Origin of the sequence: Arthrobacter ginkgonis, assembly GCF_039540195.1 — a bacterium.
Lineage (GTDB): Bacteria > Actinomycetota > Actinomycetes > Actinomycetales > Micrococcaceae > Zafaria > Zafaria ginkgonis.
This window is the reverse complement of the sequence record NZ_BAABEO010000026.1, coordinates 1-18,080: the sequence shown is the minus strand read 5'-3', so window position 1 is coordinate 18,080 and position 18,080 is coordinate 1. Positions and strand designations below refer to the sequence as shown.

At 65.8% G+C, this 18,080-nt stretch carries 14 protein-coding genes and 2 pseudogenes; 15 read left to right on the top strand and 1 reads right to left on the bottom strand.

Translation table 11 applies throughout. The annotated features are described in order from the left end of the window. Positions 1-253: 253 nt before the first annotated feature. From ABD912_RS19555 to ABD912_RS19525, 7 genes and pseudogenes are all read left to right on the top strand, one after another. Positions 254-1,758: pseudogene (locus ABD912_RS19555) on the top strand (ISL3 family transposase). 608 nt (positions 1,759-2,366) lie between these two features. Then, positions 2,367-3,548 (top strand): sugar ABC transporter substrate-binding protein, encoded by a 1,182-nt coding sequence (locus ABD912_RS19550; protein WP_345153528.1) that lies wholly within the window; start codon positions 2,367-2,369, stop codon positions 3,546-3,548. A 33-nt stretch (positions 3,549-3,581) separates the two neighbouring features. Then, a complete protein-coding gene (locus tag ABD912_RS19545) occupies positions 3,582-5,162 on the top strand; it encodes a sugar ABC transporter ATP-binding protein (RefSeq protein ID WP_345153527.1) in 1,581 nt (526 codons plus the stop codon). Continuing rightward, the gene (locus tag ABD912_RS19540; RefSeq protein WP_345153526.1) at positions 5,159-6,199 is read left to right on the top strand and encodes an ABC transporter permease; all 1,041 of its coding nucleotides are present in this window, start codon (positions 5,159-5,161) and stop codon (positions 6,197-6,199) included. The genes ABD912_RS19545 and ABD912_RS19540 overlap by 4 nt, the downstream gene beginning before the upstream one ends. Next, complete coding sequence (locus ABD912_RS19535) at positions 6,199-7,017, top strand: SDR family NAD(P)-dependent oxidoreductase (RefSeq protein WP_345153524.1); 819 nt, start codon at positions 6,199-6,201, stop codon at positions 7,015-7,017. The genes ABD912_RS19540 and ABD912_RS19535 overlap by 1 nt, the downstream gene beginning before the upstream one ends. Further along, entirely contained in the window at positions 7,014-8,060 is a 1,047-nt protein-coding gene (locus ABD912_RS19530) for an NAD(P)-dependent alcohol dehydrogenase (protein ID WP_345153522.1), read from the top strand. The genes ABD912_RS19535 and ABD912_RS19530 overlap by 4 nt, the downstream gene beginning before the upstream one ends. Positions 8,061-8,071: 11 nt before the next feature. Next, the gene (locus tag ABD912_RS19525; protein ID WP_345153519.1) at positions 8,072-8,764 is read left to right on the top strand and encodes an SDR family NAD(P)-dependent oxidoreductase; all 693 of its coding nucleotides are present in this window, start codon (positions 8,072-8,074) and stop codon (positions 8,762-8,764) included. A 96-nt stretch (positions 8,765-8,860) separates the two neighbouring features. Here the strand turns inward: ABD912_RS19525 and ABD912_RS19520 are convergent, their stop codons facing one another. Continuing rightward, on the bottom strand, positions 8,861-9,595 hold the full coding sequence (locus tag ABD912_RS19520; protein ID WP_345153517.1) for a FadR/GntR family transcriptional regulator: 735 nt from the start codon (positions 9,593-9,595) through the stop codon (positions 8,861-8,863). A gap of 192 nt (positions 9,596-9,787) precedes the next feature. On the opposite strand from ABD912_RS19520, the gene ABD912_RS19515 reads away from it, so the two are divergent. The 8 genes and pseudogenes from ABD912_RS19515 to ABD912_RS19480 form a co-directional block, all read left to right on the top strand. After that, complete coding sequence (locus ABD912_RS19515; protein WP_345153515.1) at positions 9,788-10,945, top strand: fumarylacetoacetate hydrolase family protein; 1,158 nt, start codon at positions 9,788-9,790, stop codon at positions 10,943-10,945. Further along, on the top strand, positions 10,945-11,925 hold the full coding sequence (locus ABD912_RS19510; protein WP_345153514.1) for a C-terminal binding protein: 981 nt from the start codon (positions 10,945-10,947) through the stop codon (positions 11,923-11,925). Before ABD912_RS19515 ends, ABD912_RS19510 begins: the two co-directional genes overlap by 1 nt. Before the next feature lie 16 nt (positions 11,926-11,941). Beyond that, complete coding sequence (locus ABD912_RS19505) at positions 11,942-13,378, top strand: aldehyde dehydrogenase family protein (RefSeq protein WP_345153512.1); 1,437 nt, start codon at positions 11,942-11,944, stop codon at positions 13,376-13,378. Positions 13,379-13,381: 3 nt separating this feature from the next. Then, on the top strand, positions 13,382-14,914 hold the full coding sequence (xylB, locus tag ABD912_RS19500) for a xylulokinase (RefSeq protein WP_345153510.1): 1,533 nt from the start codon (positions 13,382-13,384) through the stop codon (positions 14,912-14,914). Continuing rightward, complete coding sequence (locus ABD912_RS19495; protein WP_345153508.1) at positions 14,907-15,548, top strand: HAD family hydrolase; 642 nt, start codon at positions 14,907-14,909, stop codon at positions 15,546-15,548. The genes xylB and ABD912_RS19495 overlap by 8 nt, the downstream gene beginning before the upstream one ends. Before the next feature lie 26 nt (positions 15,549-15,574). After that, positions 15,575-16,333, top strand: coding sequence for a ribose-5-phosphate isomerase RpiA (gene rpiA, locus ABD912_RS19490; RefSeq protein ID WP_345153506.1), 759 nt, complete (start codon positions 15,575-15,577; stop codon positions 16,331-16,333). 35 nt (positions 16,334-16,368) lie between these two features. Continuing rightward, entirely contained in the window at positions 16,369-17,847 is a 1,479-nt protein-coding gene (locus tag ABD912_RS19485) for an aldehyde dehydrogenase (NADP(+)) (protein ID WP_345153505.1), read from the top strand. Between the two features lie 135 nt (positions 17,848-17,982). Continuing rightward, a pseudogene (locus ABD912_RS19480) lies at positions 17,983-18,080 on the top strand (pyridoxal 5'-phosphate synthase lyase subunit PdxS); the annotation flags it as partial.

Sequence of the window (18,080 nt, the reverse complement as noted above, 5' to 3'; positions counted from 1 at the left end):
GGACAAACCGGCCCGGGGACCGTGCCGCACCCGGGTCCGAAGGGGTGAGCCGTTCGATGAAGGCGCCGCTCCCATCAAACACCCCTTCTCCAAGGACGCTTCCCTTGGATGTCGAAGTCCTGGTTTCACGGTCTCGGTCACGCCCGGGCTTCAGGTATCCGGGGAGTGTCCGATAAACGGCTCTGGCGCACTTTCGGTGGTGGTGCGATGCGGCGACGGTTGGTTCGTGCTTCCGGGCTTCTCATGATGGGGCATGGTAGATGCGAAAATGCTGGTCGGGATGGTGTTCTCGGGGTTGTCGGCCCTTGTGATCGAGGGGATCGAGGACACTGGCGAGGTGATCGTGGTTCACGCGTCGACGCGTGGTGGGGCGGTGGAGTGCCCGGCGTGTGGGACGCCGACTCGGAGGGTCCATGCCTTTTCCATGAGCGGATGCCGGCGGACGTGCCGGTCGATGGGCGTCGCGTGCTGCTGCGGGTGCGGGTGCGCCGGATGCGGTGCCGGTCATCCGGGTGTGCGCGGCAGACGTTCCGGGAGCAGGTCCCGGGGTTGCTGGAGCGCTATCAGCGGCGCACGGTCCGGTTGACCGGGCAGCTGCGCGGCGTTGTTCGCGAGCTTGCCCGCCGTGCGTCGGCCCGCCTGCTGCCGGTCCTTGGGATCGTCGCGGGGCGGGACACCGCGGTGCGGACGCTGCTGGGCATCGCGCTGCCGGAACGTCCGGTCCCGCGTGTGCTGGGGATCGACGACTTCGCCCTGCGCCGTTGCCGGGCCTACGCCACCGTGCTGATCAATGCCGATACCGGCCAGAGGATCGACGTGCTCCCGGGCAGGGGCGCCCCGGCCGTCACCGAGTGGCTGCGCGCTCATCCGGGAGTGCGGACCGTGTGCCGGGACGGCTCGGCCGCGTACGCCCAGGCCGTGCGGGACGCGCTGCCTCAAGCGGTCCAGGTTGCCGACCGGTGGCACCTGTGGCATGGTCTGGCCGAGGCCGCCATCAAGGAGGTCTCCGCCCACTCGGCGTGCTGGGCCGAAGCGACCGGTCTGCAGGACGGCCGAGTGCTGGGCCCAGGTGCACGGGTTGCTCGAGAAGGGCATCGGGCTGCTGGACTGCGGCCGGCGGCTGAACCTGTCCCTGAACACGGTCAAGCGCTACGCCCGTGCGAGCGAACCGGAACGCCTTCGACGTGTTCCGCAGTACCGGCCCACGCTCGTGGATCCCTATCGCGATTATCTGCGGCGCCGGCGGACCGAAGAGCCCGGGGTGCCGGTCACGCGGCTGCTGGAGGAGATTCGGGGGCTTGGCTATCCCGGCAGCGCGAACCTGCTGACCAGGTACCTGAACCAAGGCCGCGCCGATGAGGACCGCGCGCATCTCTCGCCCCGCCGAGCCGCCCGCCTGCTGCTGAGCAGGCCGGACAGGCTCACCGCCGGCCAGCAGGAGCTCCTCGCCCGGTCGCCGCCTCATGCCCGGAGATGACCGCCCTGCACGGCCTGGTCGGAGCGTTTGCCGCCCTCCTGAAGCCCGACGAGGCCAACACTGCCGTCCTCGAGGAGTGGACCAGCGTCGCCCGGTCCGCCGACCTGCCGCACGTGCACGCCTTCGTCCGTGGACTCGGACAGGACCGTGACGCCGTCCTCGCCGCGCTCACCACGCCGCACCACAACGGCAAAACCGAGGGCGGCACGAAGATGCTCAAACGACAGATGTACGGACGGGCCGGCTTCACCCTGCTCCGCCACCGCATCCTCCTCGGCTGACGGACGTCCACCCAACCACCACCGAAAGTGCGCCAGAGCCGTTAATCTGACACTCCCGTCAATCAGCGCCTCGGTCCCTGTCCGCCATCTTCTGGCAACCACGCTTGAAAGGAGGTTGGCTCTGGCAGTTGCATCAGGACCGCTTTGATCGGGGAATGCACGAACCGCATATTGGGCGGGCCGCCCGTCGAGGAGAAGTCGATCGGCCTGTTTGCCGGGACTGACGGTGCGCTGGGCTACCTGCGGCACGCCCAACGCCACCCGGACCAAGCGTGCCCCGCCCGCACCGTCATCACTGCGCGGAAGCACACGACGCGGGGTTGTTGCTCCGGTTGCTTCGGTAGCGCCACGTCCCCTTCCGGAGGCCGGGGCGCCCGGGCCGGATGTGGGGCCGAAACCACCCGCCAAACGTAAACATCTGATGATCACTTGATCCGACGGATTTTCCTGCCTAGGATGAGGTCGTTCGGTGATGCACGTCTCACTCCCCACTCGACCGGCATGAAGGCCGGAGGGGAAGCGTGCGCCGGAACGGTTTCATTGAAAATCTTCTGATCCCGGCCGAAGTGGATCAGCAACTATCGAGCACACATACCTAAGGAGGGGCCATGGCGAAGAAGCCATTCAAGCCCGCGTGGTACAAACTGGCCGCAGCCTTGGCCGGAGCATCGCTGCTGTTGACCGCCTGTGGCGGCGGAGGATCGTCCGCGGCCGAGGTCGACCCCCAAGTGCGTCAGGCAGCCGTCCAGAAGGCGGAAACCGGCGCCATGGAACTGATCAATGCAGCCACCCAGGACAACGAGTGGACGGGCCCCACGGAAAGTCCTGTGCCCAAGCAGGGACTGAACGTCACGATCATTCCCGAGCAGATGGCTTCCACCGGTTCGAGCCGGCCCGCCCAGGCGATCGAGACCGAAGCGAAGAAGCTCGGATGGAACCCGAAGATCTCGGACGGCCAGGGTAAGCCCGAGGTCCAGCTGAACGCATTGAATACCGCGGTGGACGAAAAGGCCGACGCGGTGATCCTCATCTTCGTCGACACGACGCGCGTGCAGTCGGCCTTGAAGCGGGCCATCGAGGCGAACATTCCGGTGGTCACGCTGGGATCGCTGAAGAATACGCCCGAAACGGTACCCGATGTGTCCTTTGACTGGGTTCGCTCAGGGGAGGCCCTTGCGCAGTACATGGTGTGGAAGAGCCAGGGTGATCTGAACCTCCTCCAGATGAAGAACACCGACCTCTACATCACGGTGAACGGACAGTACAAGGGCAGCCAGGAGTACCTCGAGCAGGAAGATAACTGCCCGGGCTGCAACATCGTCACCAAGGAGTGGAGTCTCGCGAGCTTCGAGGACCCGACCACCGGACCTGCCGCCCAGGCCGTCGCCACTCTTCAGTCGGACCCGTCGCTGAACTGGGTTTCGTGCTTCGACTCCTGCCTGTTCCGGGTAACAAATTCCTTGGACCGTGCGGGTCTTTCGGACAAGGTTTCCGGCGCCGGCTTCGACTGCAACCCGGAGAACATCGCCATCATCCGTGAGGGCGGCAGCCAGAAGGTCTGCTTCGCCGACCCGAGGGAGTGGCTCGCCTACGCGGCCGTGGACAACATCAACCGGATGACCAACGGTGAACAGCCCTTTGACTTCACCAAGTCCATTCCGATCGCCATGTTCGACAAGGAAACCCTGGAAAAGCTTCCCGCCGACAAGAGCAAGGAACTGGAAGAACTCGGCTGGCAGGGCAATTACGATTTCCGCGCCAAGTTCGAAGAGCTCTGGGGCCTGAAGTAGGACCCCGACTGAACACGGATTAGGAAAACTGCCATGACCGCATCTGCATTGTCCGAACCGAGCGTCCAGCTCATGGGATTGACGAAGGACTTCGGAGTCAACAGGGTCCTCGACAACGTCAACCTGAGTTTTCGCGCGGGCTCCATCCATGCCCTCCTGGGCGCCAATGGCTCCGGCAAGTCGACCCTCATCAAAATACTTGCCGGATACCATGCACCCACGTCCGGAGCCATCAGGCTGCATGGTGAGGAGCTGGCCTTGCCCGCAACTCCACGGGCAGTGCACGATGCGGGAGTCCGCTTCGTACACCAGGACCTCGGCCTGGTCGGGACCATGTCGGTGGCCGACAACCTGGCCTTGGCCCTGGGGTACGAGCGGACTGCCCAAACCATCAGTTGGCGCAAACAGCGCGATGCGGCCAGGCGCGATCTTGCTGCAGTAGGCCTGGACGACGTCGACCCGGCCACGCCGGTCAAGGACCTCGGCCCCGTGCAGCAGACCCTGGTGGCCATGGCCCGGGCCATCCGCGGACTGGAGCCTGGGCGGGGCGTGCTGGTGCTGGACGAGCCGACCGCCCGCCTGCCGAATGCCCAGGTGGACGAACTCCTTCGCCGCTGCCGGTCGCTGCGCGACCAGGGTGTGGCACTGATCTATGTGTCGCACCGGTTGGACGAGGTCTTCGCCATGGCCGATACGGTGACCGTGCTCCGCGACGGCCGGGTGGTATTCGATGATCCCATCGCAGCCACCAACGAGGAGCACCTGACCGGAATCATTACAGGACGGACGGGGGAAGACCCGGTGCCCGCCGCCCGCGGCCCGCGGCGGAAGGGGGCTGTCGGCAGCGAGGCAAAGATCAGTCTCCGCGGCGTATCCGGAACCTTCGTCACCGACATCGACCTCGATCTCCACCGCGGCGAAGTCCTCGCCGTCACCGGCCTCATCGGCTCCGGTCGGAGCGAGCTCGGCCGGCTCATCTACGGCACCCAGCGGGTAACCGCAGGCACCGTCACCCACAACGGGCAGGTACTTCAGAAAATTACGCCGGAACTGAGCATCAGGCGGGGCATCGGATATGTTCCCCAGGACCGCAAGCAGGCGGCCGTGCCGGGGTTCAATCTGGCTGAAAACCTTTGCTTGGCGGATCTGGACCGGCACATGCGGGCAGGATTTCTCTCCAAGGCCAGCCAGCGCACCGCAACACTTCAGGCCATCAAGGACCTTGACGTCCGTCCGAACGATCCCGACCGCGCCCTGAGGGAGCTCTCTGGCGGCAATCAGCAAAAGGTGATTCTCGGAAAGTGGCTACAGCTGGACCTGGACGTCCTGATTCTCGACGAGCCCACCTATGGTGTCGACGTGGGAGCGCGGACAAGCATCCTGGCCAGTGTCCTCGAGCGGGTGGCCTCAACCGGACTGTCCGTCTTGCTCCTTGATTCAGATATCGATTTGGTGGCCGAGTACGCAGACCGTGTTTTGGTCATGCGACGGGGACAAATAGCGAAGGAACTCAGCGGCGACGACATCACGGTCGACAACATCGCCGCAGCAAGCTACGCCGTCCAGCCCCAAGGCCTGGCGGCCTCCGGGGCAGACATTTTGGAGGAAAAGTGAAAAAGCCCCACGAGCACGCTTCCCGGGGAATCGTGCGCAGAATTTTCAGCAACTACGGCATCCTGATCGCCCTGCTGGCCATCATTGTGTTGTTCTCCGCGCTCCGTCCCCAGACGTTTCCCACGCTCGGAAACTTCGGATCGATCCTGCAGGCTAATTCAGCCATTGTCTTCATCGCCTTTGGCCTGATGTTGCCGCTGATCGCCGGTCATTTCGATTTGTCCATCGCCGCGATGGCCGGCTTCGGCGGCATCCTGGCCACGGGTCTGATGTCCCGCGGAACCATCTCAGAGTGGCCCCTAGCCGTACTGGTAGTCGTACTCGTCTCCGTCGTCGTCGGTCTGATCAATGGACTCTTGGTCGCGTATGTGAAGCTCAACGCCTTGGTCGTCACCTTGGGAACGCAGTCGGTGCTCTTCGGGGCCATCCTGCTGTACTCCAAAGGTGCGGTCATCTATGAGAACATCCCCGAGAGTTTCACCGCGCTGGGCCAGTCCCGGCCCTTCGGCATCCCGCTGCCCTTCTTCTACGTTGTCGTCGCAGGACTCGTGCTCTGGTACGTGCTGTACTTCCGCCCCATCGGACGCAAGCTCTACGCCATCGGAGGCAGCGAAGACGCCGCGCGCCTGACCGGCATCAAGGTGGACCCGATGGTGGTCGGCGCGTTCGTTGGCGCGTCCGTGCTCGCCGGAATCGGAGGTTGCATCCAGGTCGCCCAGGTTGGTTCGGCGGCGCCCACAAGCGGATCCGAATTCCTGCTTCCTGCCATTGCCGCGTGCTTCCTCGGGGAAACGTCGATCCGCAAGGGGTTCTTCAACGTGTGGGGCACGATGACAGCCGTGTTCCTTGTGGCCGCCGGCACCACGGGCCTGTTCATGCTGGGGGCCCAGCCATGGGTCCAGCCGGTCTTCAACGGCGTGGTCCTGATCGGAGCCATCCTGGCGGCCAAGCTCGGCACCTCCAACTCACGTGCCCGGAAGGTCCTCAACCTCGGACGCAGGCCGAAAAACATGGCGAAGCAGCCGGAGCTCGTGTGATGCGGGAGAGCCGGGCAACCCCGCCCAACAGGGGAAGCACCACGACGATCCTGGACAAATTCAGGCTCGACGGGAAAGTCGCCGTCGTCACCGGAGCCAACCGCGGGCTGGGACGTTCCATCGCCACCGCACTGGCCGAGGCAGGGGCCTGCGTAGGGCTGGCGGCGCGAAGCGTCGCCAGCCTGGAAACTCAGGCCGCCACCCTGGCCGAGGCGGGATACCTGCACGCCACCGCCCGGTGCGACGTCACGGATCCGGAATCCATCCAGGCCGCGGTCGTTTCGATCGAGGAAGATCTGGGCCCGATCGACATCTGGGTCAACAATGCGGGAATCACGTACTGGGGCCCGACGCTGGACGCCGACCCGCAGGCCGGCTGGCACCATGTCCTCGACACCAATGCCGGAGGTGTCTTCAACTGCAGCCAGGTTGTCGGCAGGAAAATGGCCGAACGCGGTGCCGGAACCATCGTCAATGTTGGGTCGATTTCCGGCCTGATCGTCAACAAGCCCCAGTGGCAGGCGGCCTATAACGCCTCCAAGGCCGCCGTGCACCACCTCACCCGCTCGTTGGCGGTGGAACTGGCCCCTGCCGGGGTACGCGTCAATGCACTGGCACCGGGCTACATCGCCACGGACATGGTGTCGGACATGTTTGAAACTCCCGAGTACAAGGAGGAATGGATCGACCGCGTCCCGCTCAGGAGAGCCGCCGATCCGGCGGAAATCAGCAGCGCGGCAGTGTTCCTGGCCAGCGACGCGGCCAGCTTCATGACCGGTTCGGTCCTTGTGGTGGACGGAGGATACACGCTGACATGAGCAACGCGACAACCAACCGCGCGGCGGTTATGACGACCGTCGGCGCCATTGAAGTCACGGAACGCCCGCTGCCCGAGGCCGGCCCGGGCGAAGTCCTCGTCGGCATCCACACCGTGACGCTGTGCGGGTCCGACATCCACTACTTCGAGCACGGACGGATCGCGGACTTCGTCGTGGACGGACCGATCGTGCTGGGACACGAGGCCTCGGGAACCATCGTGGGACTGGGAGCCGGCGTCGATCCGGCCCGGCTCGGCCAGAGGGTGGCCCTCGAACCCGGGATCTCCTGCCGCACCTGCAGCTACTGCCTCAACGGCCGGTACAACCTCTGCCCTTTCATGGCGTTTTACGCCACGCCTCCCCACGACGGCGCATTGCAGGCCTACGTGGCGCTGCCCGCCTACCTCGCCCACGAGGTACCCGAGCACCTGGCGTTCGAACACGCAGCGCTGATCGAGCCGCTGGCGGTTGCGGTGCAGGCGTGCCGGCGGGCCGACCTCCAAGGCGGGGAACGGGTCCTCATCGCGGGGGCAGGAGCCATAGGGTTGCTCTGCGCCCAGGTTGCCGCCTCGATGGGGGCCGCCGAGGTCGTGGTCGCGGATACCGACAGCAAACGCGTGGACGTGGCCAACGCAGGCTTCGGCGTGCATGCGGTTCTCGCCGGTGACGTGCGGGGGTCCTTCGACCGCTTCATCGAATGCAGCGGGGCCCATGCGGCCCTTGTCGCCGGAATCGGAATGCTCGCCCCCGGGACTTCCGCCGTCCTGGTCGGGATGGGACAGCAGGACCTCAGCGAGTTGCCGCTGGGATGGATGCTCGTTAACGAGATCTCGCTGCTGACCACCTTCCGCTACGCCAACGCCTACCCCGCGGCCATAGCGCTTGCGGGAAGCGGTCAGCTCAGGCTCGACGGGCTGATCGGGGCCAGGTTCCCCCTTGACGAAACGGCTGCCGCCTTCGGCGGGGCACAGTCGGACAAAACCATCCTGCGGTCAGCGATCCGGATCCAGGAACAAGCAGAGGAGTTGCATTGCGTGGACTGAACGGAAAAGTCATGGCTGTTACCGGTGCCGCCGGAGGCATAGGCGAGGCAATCAGCCAGCGTCTGCTTGAGGAGGGTGCCCGGGTCTACTCGTTGGACTTCCGGCCGGCCGCCATCGGCCATTCCCTGGTGGTGGACGTGACCGACAAGGGCTCGATCGACGCGGCCGTCACCACCATCGTGGAGGCCGAGGGACAGGTCGACGGGGTGGTGGCCGCGGCCGGAGTCGTCGAAAACGACGTCGCGGCCGAGGACATGGCGCTGGAAATCTGGGACCGGACCTTGGGCGTCAACCTGCGGGGAGTCTTCATCACCTGCCAGGCATTCGGCACCCAAATGCTTCGGCAGGGGCACGGAAGCATTGTCAACATCTCGTCGATGAGCGGCAATCACGTGGTCAACGTTCCGCAGAATCAGTGCGCCTACAATGCCTCCAAGGCCGGCGTCACCGCCCTGACGAAGTCGCTGGCCTCCGAATGGGCCGGCCGGGGAGTCAGGGTCAATGCCATTGCGCCGGGATATGTGGCCACGCCGCTGCTGTCCCAGAAGAAGCACCAGTTCGAGCAATGGTTGGGCAACACGCCCCAGAACCGGATGGGCGATCCGGCCGAAATCGCCTCCGCCGCCGCGTTCCTGCTCAGCGATGAAGCGGCCTATTTTTGCGGGAGCGAGCTGCTCGTGGACGGCGGCTACAGCCTGCGCTGAAGCGGTTGCGCGGGCAGCGCTGGCGCCAGCACGGCACCAGAAGGGGGTCTTCCGGCCAGATGCGCCGGAAGACCCCCTTCGTTTACGGAAGCTCGTCTACGGTAGCGGGGCCGAGTGGGAATGCGAGGGGTCGCCGGGAACCAGTTCCCCGCCCTCGTCAACAATCCGCAGCAGGTGCCAATCTGTGGCCGCCACCGCTGCCTCCGGATCCGAGCGCTCGATGGCTTCCAGAATGTTTCGGTGCTCGTCCTGGGTGCGCGGCTGCGATGCCAAGTAGGCAGACTGCTCCCTGTAGACCTCCCGCAGCGCGCTGTTCACGGGCTCGGCAAGCCGCGAGAGCAGCCCGTTCTTGGTGCATTCGGAGACCTTATGGTGAAAGGCGAGATCAAGGGCCAGGCACTTGTCGAAGTCATCGAGGCTGGAGGCGGCTTCGTCGAGGATCGCTTTCATTTCCTTGATGTCCTCCTCCGTGCGGCGCTGGGCCGCCAGCCGGGCAATGCCCGGTTCCAGGATCTTGCGGACCTCCATCAGTTCCGAGAAGTTCTCCGGCTGGAAGCGCAGCAGGAGCCGGTAGATGTCCGCCACCCCTTCGGTGCCCAGTTTCGAGACCGTCATTCCCCGGCCTGCCCGGATCTCAACCAGGCCGCGCTGGTCCAGCAGCCGGGCCGCCTCGCGGACCACCTGTCGGCTGACATCGTATTTCTCGGCCAACTCCGGCTCGGTGGGCATCTTGTCCCCGGGCTGCAGGTTGCCTGCCAGAATGAATTCCTGCATCTGCTCCGCGACGATTTCGGGCAACCTGCGGGGTCGTCCCTTTGTGTCAGGCTCCATGTGCGGCCCTCCCCTGTTTCTCTCTTCTCGGCCTTGCCAGCGCCAAGCAAACATATTATGTTATGACCATCCTTGAATACAGGATAGCTTCAATTGACTGCTTCGGCTACGTCTTGCCGACCCAATGCGGCACAGACCCCCCCAACTTTTTTGAAGGACGCCATGCACCTGGTTAACAACAACAATGACGTTTTGCCCGCAGATGCCGATGTCGCCACCCTCGTTGGAAGGGTCTTCGACCCGGAGGCCGGCGGCCCGTGCGTGGTTGCGGTCCGGGGCCGCCGGCTGGAGGACATCACGGAGTCGTTTCCCTCCATCGCCGACCTTTTCGAATCCAGCGATCCCGTCTCCTCCGTGCGGTCGGCTCCGTCTTCCCGCAGCTGGAGCCTGGACGAGGTCCTGCAGAACTCCCTGTCGGAGGATTCGGCGGGACCGTACCTGCTGGCTCCGGTCGACCTGTCGGTGCTCAAGGCGGCGGGAGTCACCTTTGCGGCTTCGCTGATGGAACGGCTGATCGAAGAGCGTGCCGCGGGCGATCCGACCAAGGCGGACCAGCTCCGCGGTGAGCTTGAGGCCATTCTCGGGTCGGATCTGGGATCGATCGTTCCGGGAAGCACCGAGGCCGCACTGCTCAAGGCCGACCTGCAAAAGCGCGGGCTCTGGTCGCAGTACCTGGAGGTCGGACTCGGTCCGGACCCGGAAGTCTTCACCAAGGCGCCGGTGTTGTCGGCCGTCGGCTGCGGACAGCAGATCGGAGTCGCCGCGGTGTCGTCCTGGAACAACCCCGAACCCGAGGTGGCCCTGGTGGTCACCTCCGCGGGACGGATCGTCGGCGCAACCCTGGGCAACGACGTGAACCTTCGCGACGTCGAAGGCAGGTCGGCCCTGCTGCTGCCCAAGGCCAAGGACAACAACGCCTCCGCGGCCGCGGGCCCCTTCGTCAGGCTCCTGGATGAGAACTTCACCCTCGACGACATCCGCAATTCCGAGGTCCGGCTCGAGGTTCTCGGCGAGGACGACGGCTTCGTCATGGACGGCGTCAGCCGAATGGACCAGATTTCCCGGGACCCGGCCGATCTGGCCGCGTACACCGTCGGAGACGCGCACCAGTACCCCGACGGCATCCTCCTGTACACCGGCACCCTTTTCTCGCCCACGCAGGACCGGGAGGGCCAGGGCCTGGGCTTCACCCACCATCTCGGCGACATCGTCCGCATCTCCAGCCCCCGGCTCGGCATGCTCGTGAACCGGGTCAACGAGTCCGAAAAGGCGCCGCGGTGGGAGTTCGGCCTGCGCGGCTTCATCCGCAACCTTCACCAGCGGGGACTGGTCGGGAAGGTGGGGGCCTGATGATCCGCATGGTGGTCACGGACCACATCTTTGCCGACCTCGAGCACGAGCGCGCCGCCGCACGCACGCTGGGCGCCGCCCTGGAGACGTTCAACGTCGCCACGGAAGCGGAGACGATCGAGGCCCTGCGCGGGGCCAACATCGCCCTCGTCAACTTCGCGCCGGTCACCGATGCCGTACTGGAAGTCATGGCCCCCGGGGCGGTGATCGTGCGCTACGGCATCGGCTACGACAACGTCGACCTGGAGGCCGCCGATGCGCGCGGCATCGCCGTCTGCAATGTCCCCGACTACGGCGGCGACACCGTCGCCGACCACGCGGTGACGCTCGCCCTCATGCTGATGCGCAAGATCATCCACTTCGATAGGGTCCTCGCGACCGGCGAGTGGATCTCGCCTCCCGTCCTGGCGCCCATCCTCGCCTCGAGCCAGACGACCGTCGGACTGCTCGGAACCGGGCGCATCGGCCTCGCGGTGGCCCGCCGCCTTCAGCCTTTCGGCTTCAAGGTCCTGGCCTTTGACCCCTTTGCGAACCAGGAACACGTAGGGGAATACGGCATCGAGCTTGTGTCGCTGGACGAGCTCTTTGCCCAGTCCAACCTGATTTCCCTGCACGCGCCCGCCACGCCGGAAACCCACAAGATCATCAACGCCGCAAACCTCGACCGGATGCGCCCCGGATCCTTCATCGTCAATACGGCCCGAGGCGCCCTCATCGACCAGGACGCCGTCCTTGAGGCGCTCGGTTCCGGCCAGCTGGCCGGTGTGGGCCTGGACGTGTTCGATCCCGAACCGCTGCCGCGCGACCACGGCCTCCGGACGCACCCCAACGCCATCCTCACCCCGCACGCCGCCTTCTACTCGGAGCAGTCGCTGCAGAACCTGCAGCGCCTCGCCTCGGAGGAGGCGATCCGGGCAGGACGCGGCGAGAACCTGCGGTGCCTTGTCAACCGGCCCGCACTCAACGCCCCCTCCGCCTAACCGAAAGGTCAAACCCATGACGGTCCTTCCCGACATCAAGAACTTCATCAACGGCCGCTGGCAGCCGGCGGCCGGGCAGTTCCAGCCCCGCAATCCCGCCACCCAGGAACCCATCGCCAATGTCGCCGACTCCAGCGAGGCCGACATTGACGCGGCCGTGCAGGCCGCCCGAGAGGCATTCGGTTCCTGGAAGCGACTGAACCCCACCGTCCGCGCCGGATACCTCCACCGCATCGGCGACGCCGTCGCCGCCCGGGAACAAGAGCTGGCGCGGGCCATTACCCTGGAGATGGGCAAGACCATCGGGGAGTCCACCGGCGAGGTCCAAAAACTCGCCACGGCCTTCCACTACTACGCCGAAGAAGCCACCCGGGTGAACGGCGAAATCATTCCGAACGACACCGACGGCTTCACCAGCATGGTCGTCCACGAGCCGATCGGAGTGGTCGGTGCCATCACCCCGTGGAACTACCCGCTGGAACTGATCGGCTGGAAGCTGTGCGCGTCGCTAGCCGCCGGCTGCACGATCGTGGTCAAGCCGTCGGAATACTCGCCGGTTTCGGCCGCGGCCCTTTTCGAATGCATCGACTCCGCCGACCTGCCCGCGGGCGTCGCCAACCTGGTGTTGGGCAGCCGCGGTCCCGGGCCGATGCTGGTTGCCCATCCCGGCATCGACAAGCTGGCCTTCACCGGATCCACGGCCACCGGCACCGCCATCGCCAAGAACATCCCCACCGCCAAGCCCCTCTCGATGGAACTGGGCGGCAGCTGCCCCATGATCGTCACGGACAAGGCCGACGTGCCCATGGCCGTGAAGGGCGCCGCACGGCGCGGGTTCCGCAACGCAGGACAGATCTGCATCGCCATCAACAGGATCTACGTCCACCAAGACGTCTACGCGGACTTCGTCGACGGCCTCACCGCCGCCGTCGCGGCCATGAAGACCGGCAACGGCATGGACCCCGCCACCGACGTTGGGCCCATGACCACCCCTGACGGCGTCGACAAGGTTGAGGCCCACGTCAAGGACGCGGTGGGCAACGGCGCCGTCGTCACCACGGGAGGGGGCCGCGTCGCTTCCCTGGCACCGGGCAACTTCTACGAGCCCACCGTCATTTCCGACTGCACGCCGGCCATGCTCATCATGCACGAGGAAACCTTCGGCCCGGTCGTGGGCATCATGCCGTACGCCGATCTCGATGAAGCCATCGATCTGGCCAACGGCACCGAGGCCGGCCTGGCCGCGTACGTCTACACCCAGGACCTGGCCCAGTCCTTCGACCTCGGACGGAGGCTGGACTTCGGCAACGTCGCCGTGAACAACGTCGATGCCGGCATCATGAATGCCCCCTACGGGGGCCGCAAGGGAAGCGGCTACGGCTACGAGCACGGCAAGGAAGGCCTGCACGGATACCTGCAGCTCAAGCACGTCCGCATACAGCACGGGGCATAAGCGATGACCGGGAATACGGTGACGCTCGGGATCGACATCGGCACCTCCTCCTGCAAGGCCGTGGCCGTGGCCGCCGACGGCGCGGTCGTGGCCACGGCCACCGCCGACTACCCCCTGTACACGCCGCACCACGGGCACAGCGAGCAGGCACCGGAGGACTGGTGGGCCGCGACGGATCTGTGCGTCCGTCAGATCACGCGGGCACTGCCGGCCCGCGGTGCCGAAGTCACCGCCATCGGCCTGAGCGGGCAGATGCACGGGCTGGTCGCCCTGGACAGCGACAACAACGTCATCCGGCGGTCAATCCTCTGGAACGATCAGCGGTGCGACGCCGAATGCGCGGCCATCACCGAAGCCGTCGGCGGCGCCGAACGGGTCATCGAGGCGACCGGCAACCGCCTGATCACCGGCTTCACGGCCGGCAAGGTCCGCTGGCTCAGGGACCACGAGCCGGAGAACTTCGCCCGGATGGCCAGGATCCTCAATCCGAAGGACTACCTGCGCCTGCGCATGAGCGGGGTGTTCGCCACGGACGTCTCCGATGCCTCCGGCACCGGGTTCTATGACGTTTCCGCCCGCTGCTGGTCGGAACCGATGCTTCGGGCCGTCGGCATCAGCACCCAAATGCTTCCCCGGGTCGCCGAATCCACGGACCCCACCGGACCGCTGCTGCCGCAGGTCGCCGAGGGCTGGAACCTTTCCCCTGACGTGCAGGTCTATGGAGGCGGCGGCGATGCCGTGATCCAGACCCTGTCCATGGGCATCACGCGCCCCGGAGACATCGGAGTCACCTTGGGCACCGCCGGAATCGTGGCGGCGGCTTCGGACTTCTGTCCCGAAAACAAGGAGGGCAAGGTCCAGGTCTCCTGCTACAACCGCCCCGGGTACTGGCATGTCATGGGCGTCTCGCTGACGGCAGCCGGAGCCCTGCAGTGGCTCGCCGACACCTTGTCGGAACTGGGCCCGGAAGCCGGAGTGTCGTTTTCCAAACTGATCGATCTGGCCCGGAACACTCCACCCGGCGCGGACGGACTGCTGTTCGTCCCTTACCTCGCCGGTGAGCGCTCGCCCCACTACGCCCCGGCCGCGAGCGGGGGCTGGGTCGGACTCACCCGAATGCACCGCCTCGGACACCTGGTCCGCAGCGTCATCGAGGGCGCCGTGCTGAACATGCGCGAAATCCTCGAGACGCTTCAGGACCTCGGCATCGCCTGCGAACGAATCGTCGCCTCCGGAGGCGCCACCCGCGAACCCTTCTGGCTCCAAACCATGGCCGACGTCTTCGGACGCGAAGTCGTCACCCTCACCGGCTGCACCGAGGGAGGCGCCTACGGCGCAGCGATCACGGCGGGGGTCGGGGTCGGAAACTGGGAATCCTTCGACCAGGCCTTCACCCACCTCCAGGTGGACTCGGCCTACCACCCCAACCCCCGGAACCACGAGATGTACCTGCGGGTCTTCGAGGCCCACCGCCGGCTCTTCGCCGACCTGACAGAGGTGTACAAAGACGTGGAGTTAGCGAGGAACAATGACTGACATTACCGCCGTGATCTTCGACTTGGACGGAACGCTCGTCGACGGCTCCGCGGACATCAGCGACGCCATGAACCAGGCAATATCCAAGGTCGGGGCGGCTCCGGTCACCCCGGAACAGGTCGCCTCCTACCTCGGCGGTGGCCCCCGCATACTGGTGGAGAAGTGCCTCGGCGCACACCGCGACCGCCTGACGGAACACCAGGTCCAAGACGTCTTGGACGACTACTCGGCGTATTACCGTGCCAACCCGGCGTCCAAGACGCTGCTGCTGGACACCGCGGCCACGAGCATCGCCAAGCTGTTCGACGCCGGGCTCAAGGTGGGCATCTGCACCAACAAGCGCACCGCCATCGCCCGCGACGTCCTCGAAGCCCTCGGCATCAACAAGTACATCGCCGCGGTCGTTGGATCGGACCTGGCGGAAGCACCCAAACCCAGTCCCCAGCACCTGCTGCAGGCCGCCGCCGCATTGGGCGTCCACCCCTCCGGCGTCCTGTACGTGGGAGACACCATCATCGACAGCACCGCCGCGTCGGCCGCCGGCATCGCCTACGTCCATGTCGCCTGGGGCGAGGAAGCCGTCCCGGCGCAATACTACGTGCGGACGTTCGACGACCTCTTTTCCCTCATCTAAAACCGAAATCCGCTAACAGGAGAACCATGTACGACAACCTCAGCCCCCAGGACGCAGCCAAGTACGCGGCAGGAAAGGCAGCCGTCGAAAGGTACGCGAAGGACGGCGCCCGGCTCGGCCTCGGATCAGGAACCACCTCCGGCTGGTTCGTCCGCGCCCTCGGCGAAAAGGTCGCGGAAGGACTCGACGTGGTGGGGGTCCCCACTTCGAACTCCACCCGCGACCTGGCGCTCTCCCTCAACATCAAGCTCATCGACCTGAACGACCTCACCGAGCCGTTGGACGTCACCATCGACGGCCCGGACGAGGTGGACAAGGACGGCGACATGATCAAGGGCGGCGGAGCCTGCCTGCTGTGGGAGCGACTGGTCGCCGAGGCGTCCCACAAGATGGTCTGCATTGCTGACAACACCAAACTTGTCGACCACTTGGGCAACTTCCCCCTGCCGATCGAAGTCATCCCCTACGGATGGAAAGCCACCCGCCGCTCCATTTCCGCCCTGCTGAAGGACCTCGGCTACGAGGACAAGGACATCATCCAGCGACAGAAGGACGGCGAACCCGTCGTCACCGACAGCGGGAATTTCATCCTCGACGTCCGGCTGGACAAGATCACGGACAAGGCCCTGCTCGACACGAACCTCAACTGGCTGGCAGGAGTCGTGGAAAACGGGCTCTTTACCGGGATCGCCTCCGAAATCATCATGGCCTCCCCCGACGGCTCCGCAAAAATCATCGACCTTCCCCACCGCCAGCCCGCCCGCCGTCCGGAATGGCGCAGCTAAGACAGACCGGTCCCAGTGACACCGAGAGGAAACCCATGAACACCGGCCAAGACCTAGACGCCATCCTCCAAGCCGCCTCCGACGCGAAAACAGCCTTCCGCCGCCAAGAACCGCGCACACGGTACGCGCAGCTGGCCGCTATTGCCGACCGCCTCGACTCCGAGGCGGACGCGTTGGTGGCCATGGCCATGGAGGAATCCCACCTCCCCGAAGGCCGGCTCCGCGGAGAGCTGAAGCGCACCACGGTTCAGCTTCGGCTCTTCGCCGAGGAAGTGCTCCGCGGTGATTTCGTTGATGCCCGCATCGACCAGCCCGACCCCGATTTCGGCACCGGACCGCGCCCTGACCTGCGCCGCATGAAAACCCCCCTGGGAGTGGTGCTGAACTTCTCCGCCAGCAACTTTCCCTTCGCCTTCTCCGTGGCCGGCGGCGACACGGCCTCGGCGCTGGCGGCCGGCTGCCCGGTCATCGTCAAAGCCCATCAGGGACACACCAGGCTTTCGGAAATGACCGCCGCCATCGTGTCCGATGCGCTCCAGGACACCGGAGCGCCCGAGGGCACCTTTGCCCTGATCACGGGACGGGAAGCCGGCGTCGAAGCTCTGAAGGACGACCGGGTCGACGCCGCCAGCTTCACCGGTTCCGTCAGCGCAGGACTGCTGCTGGCCGGCATCGCAGCGGACAGGCCGCGCCCCATCCCCTTCTATGGGGAACTCGGCAGCATCAACCCGGTCTTCGTGACCGAGTCGGCCGTCGCGTCCCGGGGCAAGGACGTGATCGAGGGCTTCGCCGGGTCGTTCACCCTGGGGAACGGCCAGTTCTGCACGAAACCGGGCCTGCTCTTCCTGCCCGCCGGGCACGGCCTCGACGAGACGCTCGTGGAAAAGTGCCGAAGCATCCGCACCGGCCAGCTGTTGACGGATTCGATTACCTCATCCTTTGGGGAACGGACCCGGAGCCTGGAGGCCGATCTGCCCGGCCGTGTTCTTGTCCAAACCGTCCAGATCCAAGGCTGCCCGCAGCCGGGTGTCATGAAAGTGGACTTTCCAACCTTCCTGGAGAACGTCAAGAACATCAGCACCGAGGTCTTCGGACCTTTTGCCGTCATCGTCGAATACACGGATCCGGCGCAACTGCTGGAAGCGGCCCGGCACCTCGAAGGCTCCCTGACCGCCGTCGTCCACGCGGAAAAGGAGGAATCGGAGAACCTCAGGGACCTCGTCGCCCTGCTCCAGGACAAGGCCGGGCGCGTGCTCTTCAACGACTGGCCCACCGGCGTCTCGGTGACACCGGCACAGCACCACGGCGGTCCCTTCCCGGCGACGACGAACCCGCTCCACACGGCCGTCGGCACCGCAGCGGTGGAACGGTTCCTGCGGCCCGTGGCATTCCAGAACGTCCCCGAGGACCTGCTGCCCGAACCGCTTCGAACCGCCAATCCCTGGGGCATTCCGCAAAAGGTGAGCACTCCCGGCGAGTCCGCCGCCTGGGGCCGCTCCCTGGCGGGCCGCTAACACGGCCGCCCCTCCAAGGGGCCTCGGTCCGGCCCTCCCTGCGAGGTGCCGGAACCGAGGTCCCGAGTTGAAGGCGCCCTACCGCGCCGACGCCCTCTTCACCCCCACCCAAAGCAAGCAGGAAAAGCGAGAACAATGACTGCCGAAGCACCACCCGTTATCCACCCGACCACCGGCAGCTCGCGCGTGAAGCGCGGCATGGCCGAAATGCTCAAGGGCGGCGTCATCATGGA

What these genes read in the sequence shown, in the direction of transcription:
- ABD912_RS19550 (WP_345153528.1), top strand. Translation starts at nt 2,367, where the DNA reads ATGGCGAAGAAGCCATTCAAGCCCGCGTGGTACAAACTGGCCGCAGCC.
- ABD912_RS19545 (WP_345153527.1), top strand. Translation starts at nt 3,582, where the DNA reads ATGACCGCATCTGCATTGTCCGAACCGAGCGTCCAGCTCATGGGATTG.
- ABD912_RS19535 (WP_345153524.1), top strand. Translation starts at nt 6,199, where the DNA reads ATGCGGGAGAGCCGGGCAACCCCGCCCAACAGGGGAAGCACCACGACG.
- ABD912_RS19530 (WP_345153522.1), top strand. Translation starts at nt 7,014, where the DNA reads ATGAGCAACGCGACAACCAACCGCGCGGCGGTTATGACGACCGTCGGC.
- ABD912_RS19525 (WP_345153519.1), top strand. Translation starts at nt 8,072, where the DNA reads ATGGCTGTTACCGGTGCCGCCGGAGGCATAGGCGAGGCAATCAGCCAG.
- ABD912_RS19520 (WP_345153517.1), bottom strand. Translation starts at nt 9,595, where the DNA reads ATGGAGCCTGACACAAAGGGACGACCCCGCAGGTTGCCCGAAATCGTC.
- ABD912_RS19510 (WP_345153514.1), top strand. Translation starts at nt 10,945, where the DNA reads ATGATCCGCATGGTGGTCACGGACCACATCTTTGCCGACCTCGAGCAC.
- ABD912_RS19505 (WP_345153512.1), top strand. Translation starts at nt 11,942, where the DNA reads ATGACGGTCCTTCCCGACATCAAGAACTTCATCAACGGCCGCTGGCAG.
- xylB (WP_345153510.1), top strand. Translation starts at nt 13,382, where the DNA reads ATGACCGGGAATACGGTGACGCTCGGGATCGACATCGGCACCTCCTCC.
- ABD912_RS19495 (WP_345153508.1), top strand. Translation starts at nt 14,907, where the DNA reads ATGACTGACATTACCGCCGTGATCTTCGACTTGGACGGAACGCTCGTC.
- rpiA (WP_345153506.1), top strand. Translation starts at nt 15,575, where the DNA reads ATGTACGACAACCTCAGCCCCCAGGACGCAGCCAAGTACGCGGCAGGA.
- ABD912_RS19485 (WP_345153505.1), top strand. Translation starts at nt 16,369, where the DNA reads ATGAACACCGGCCAAGACCTAGACGCCATCCTCCAAGCCGCCTCCGAC.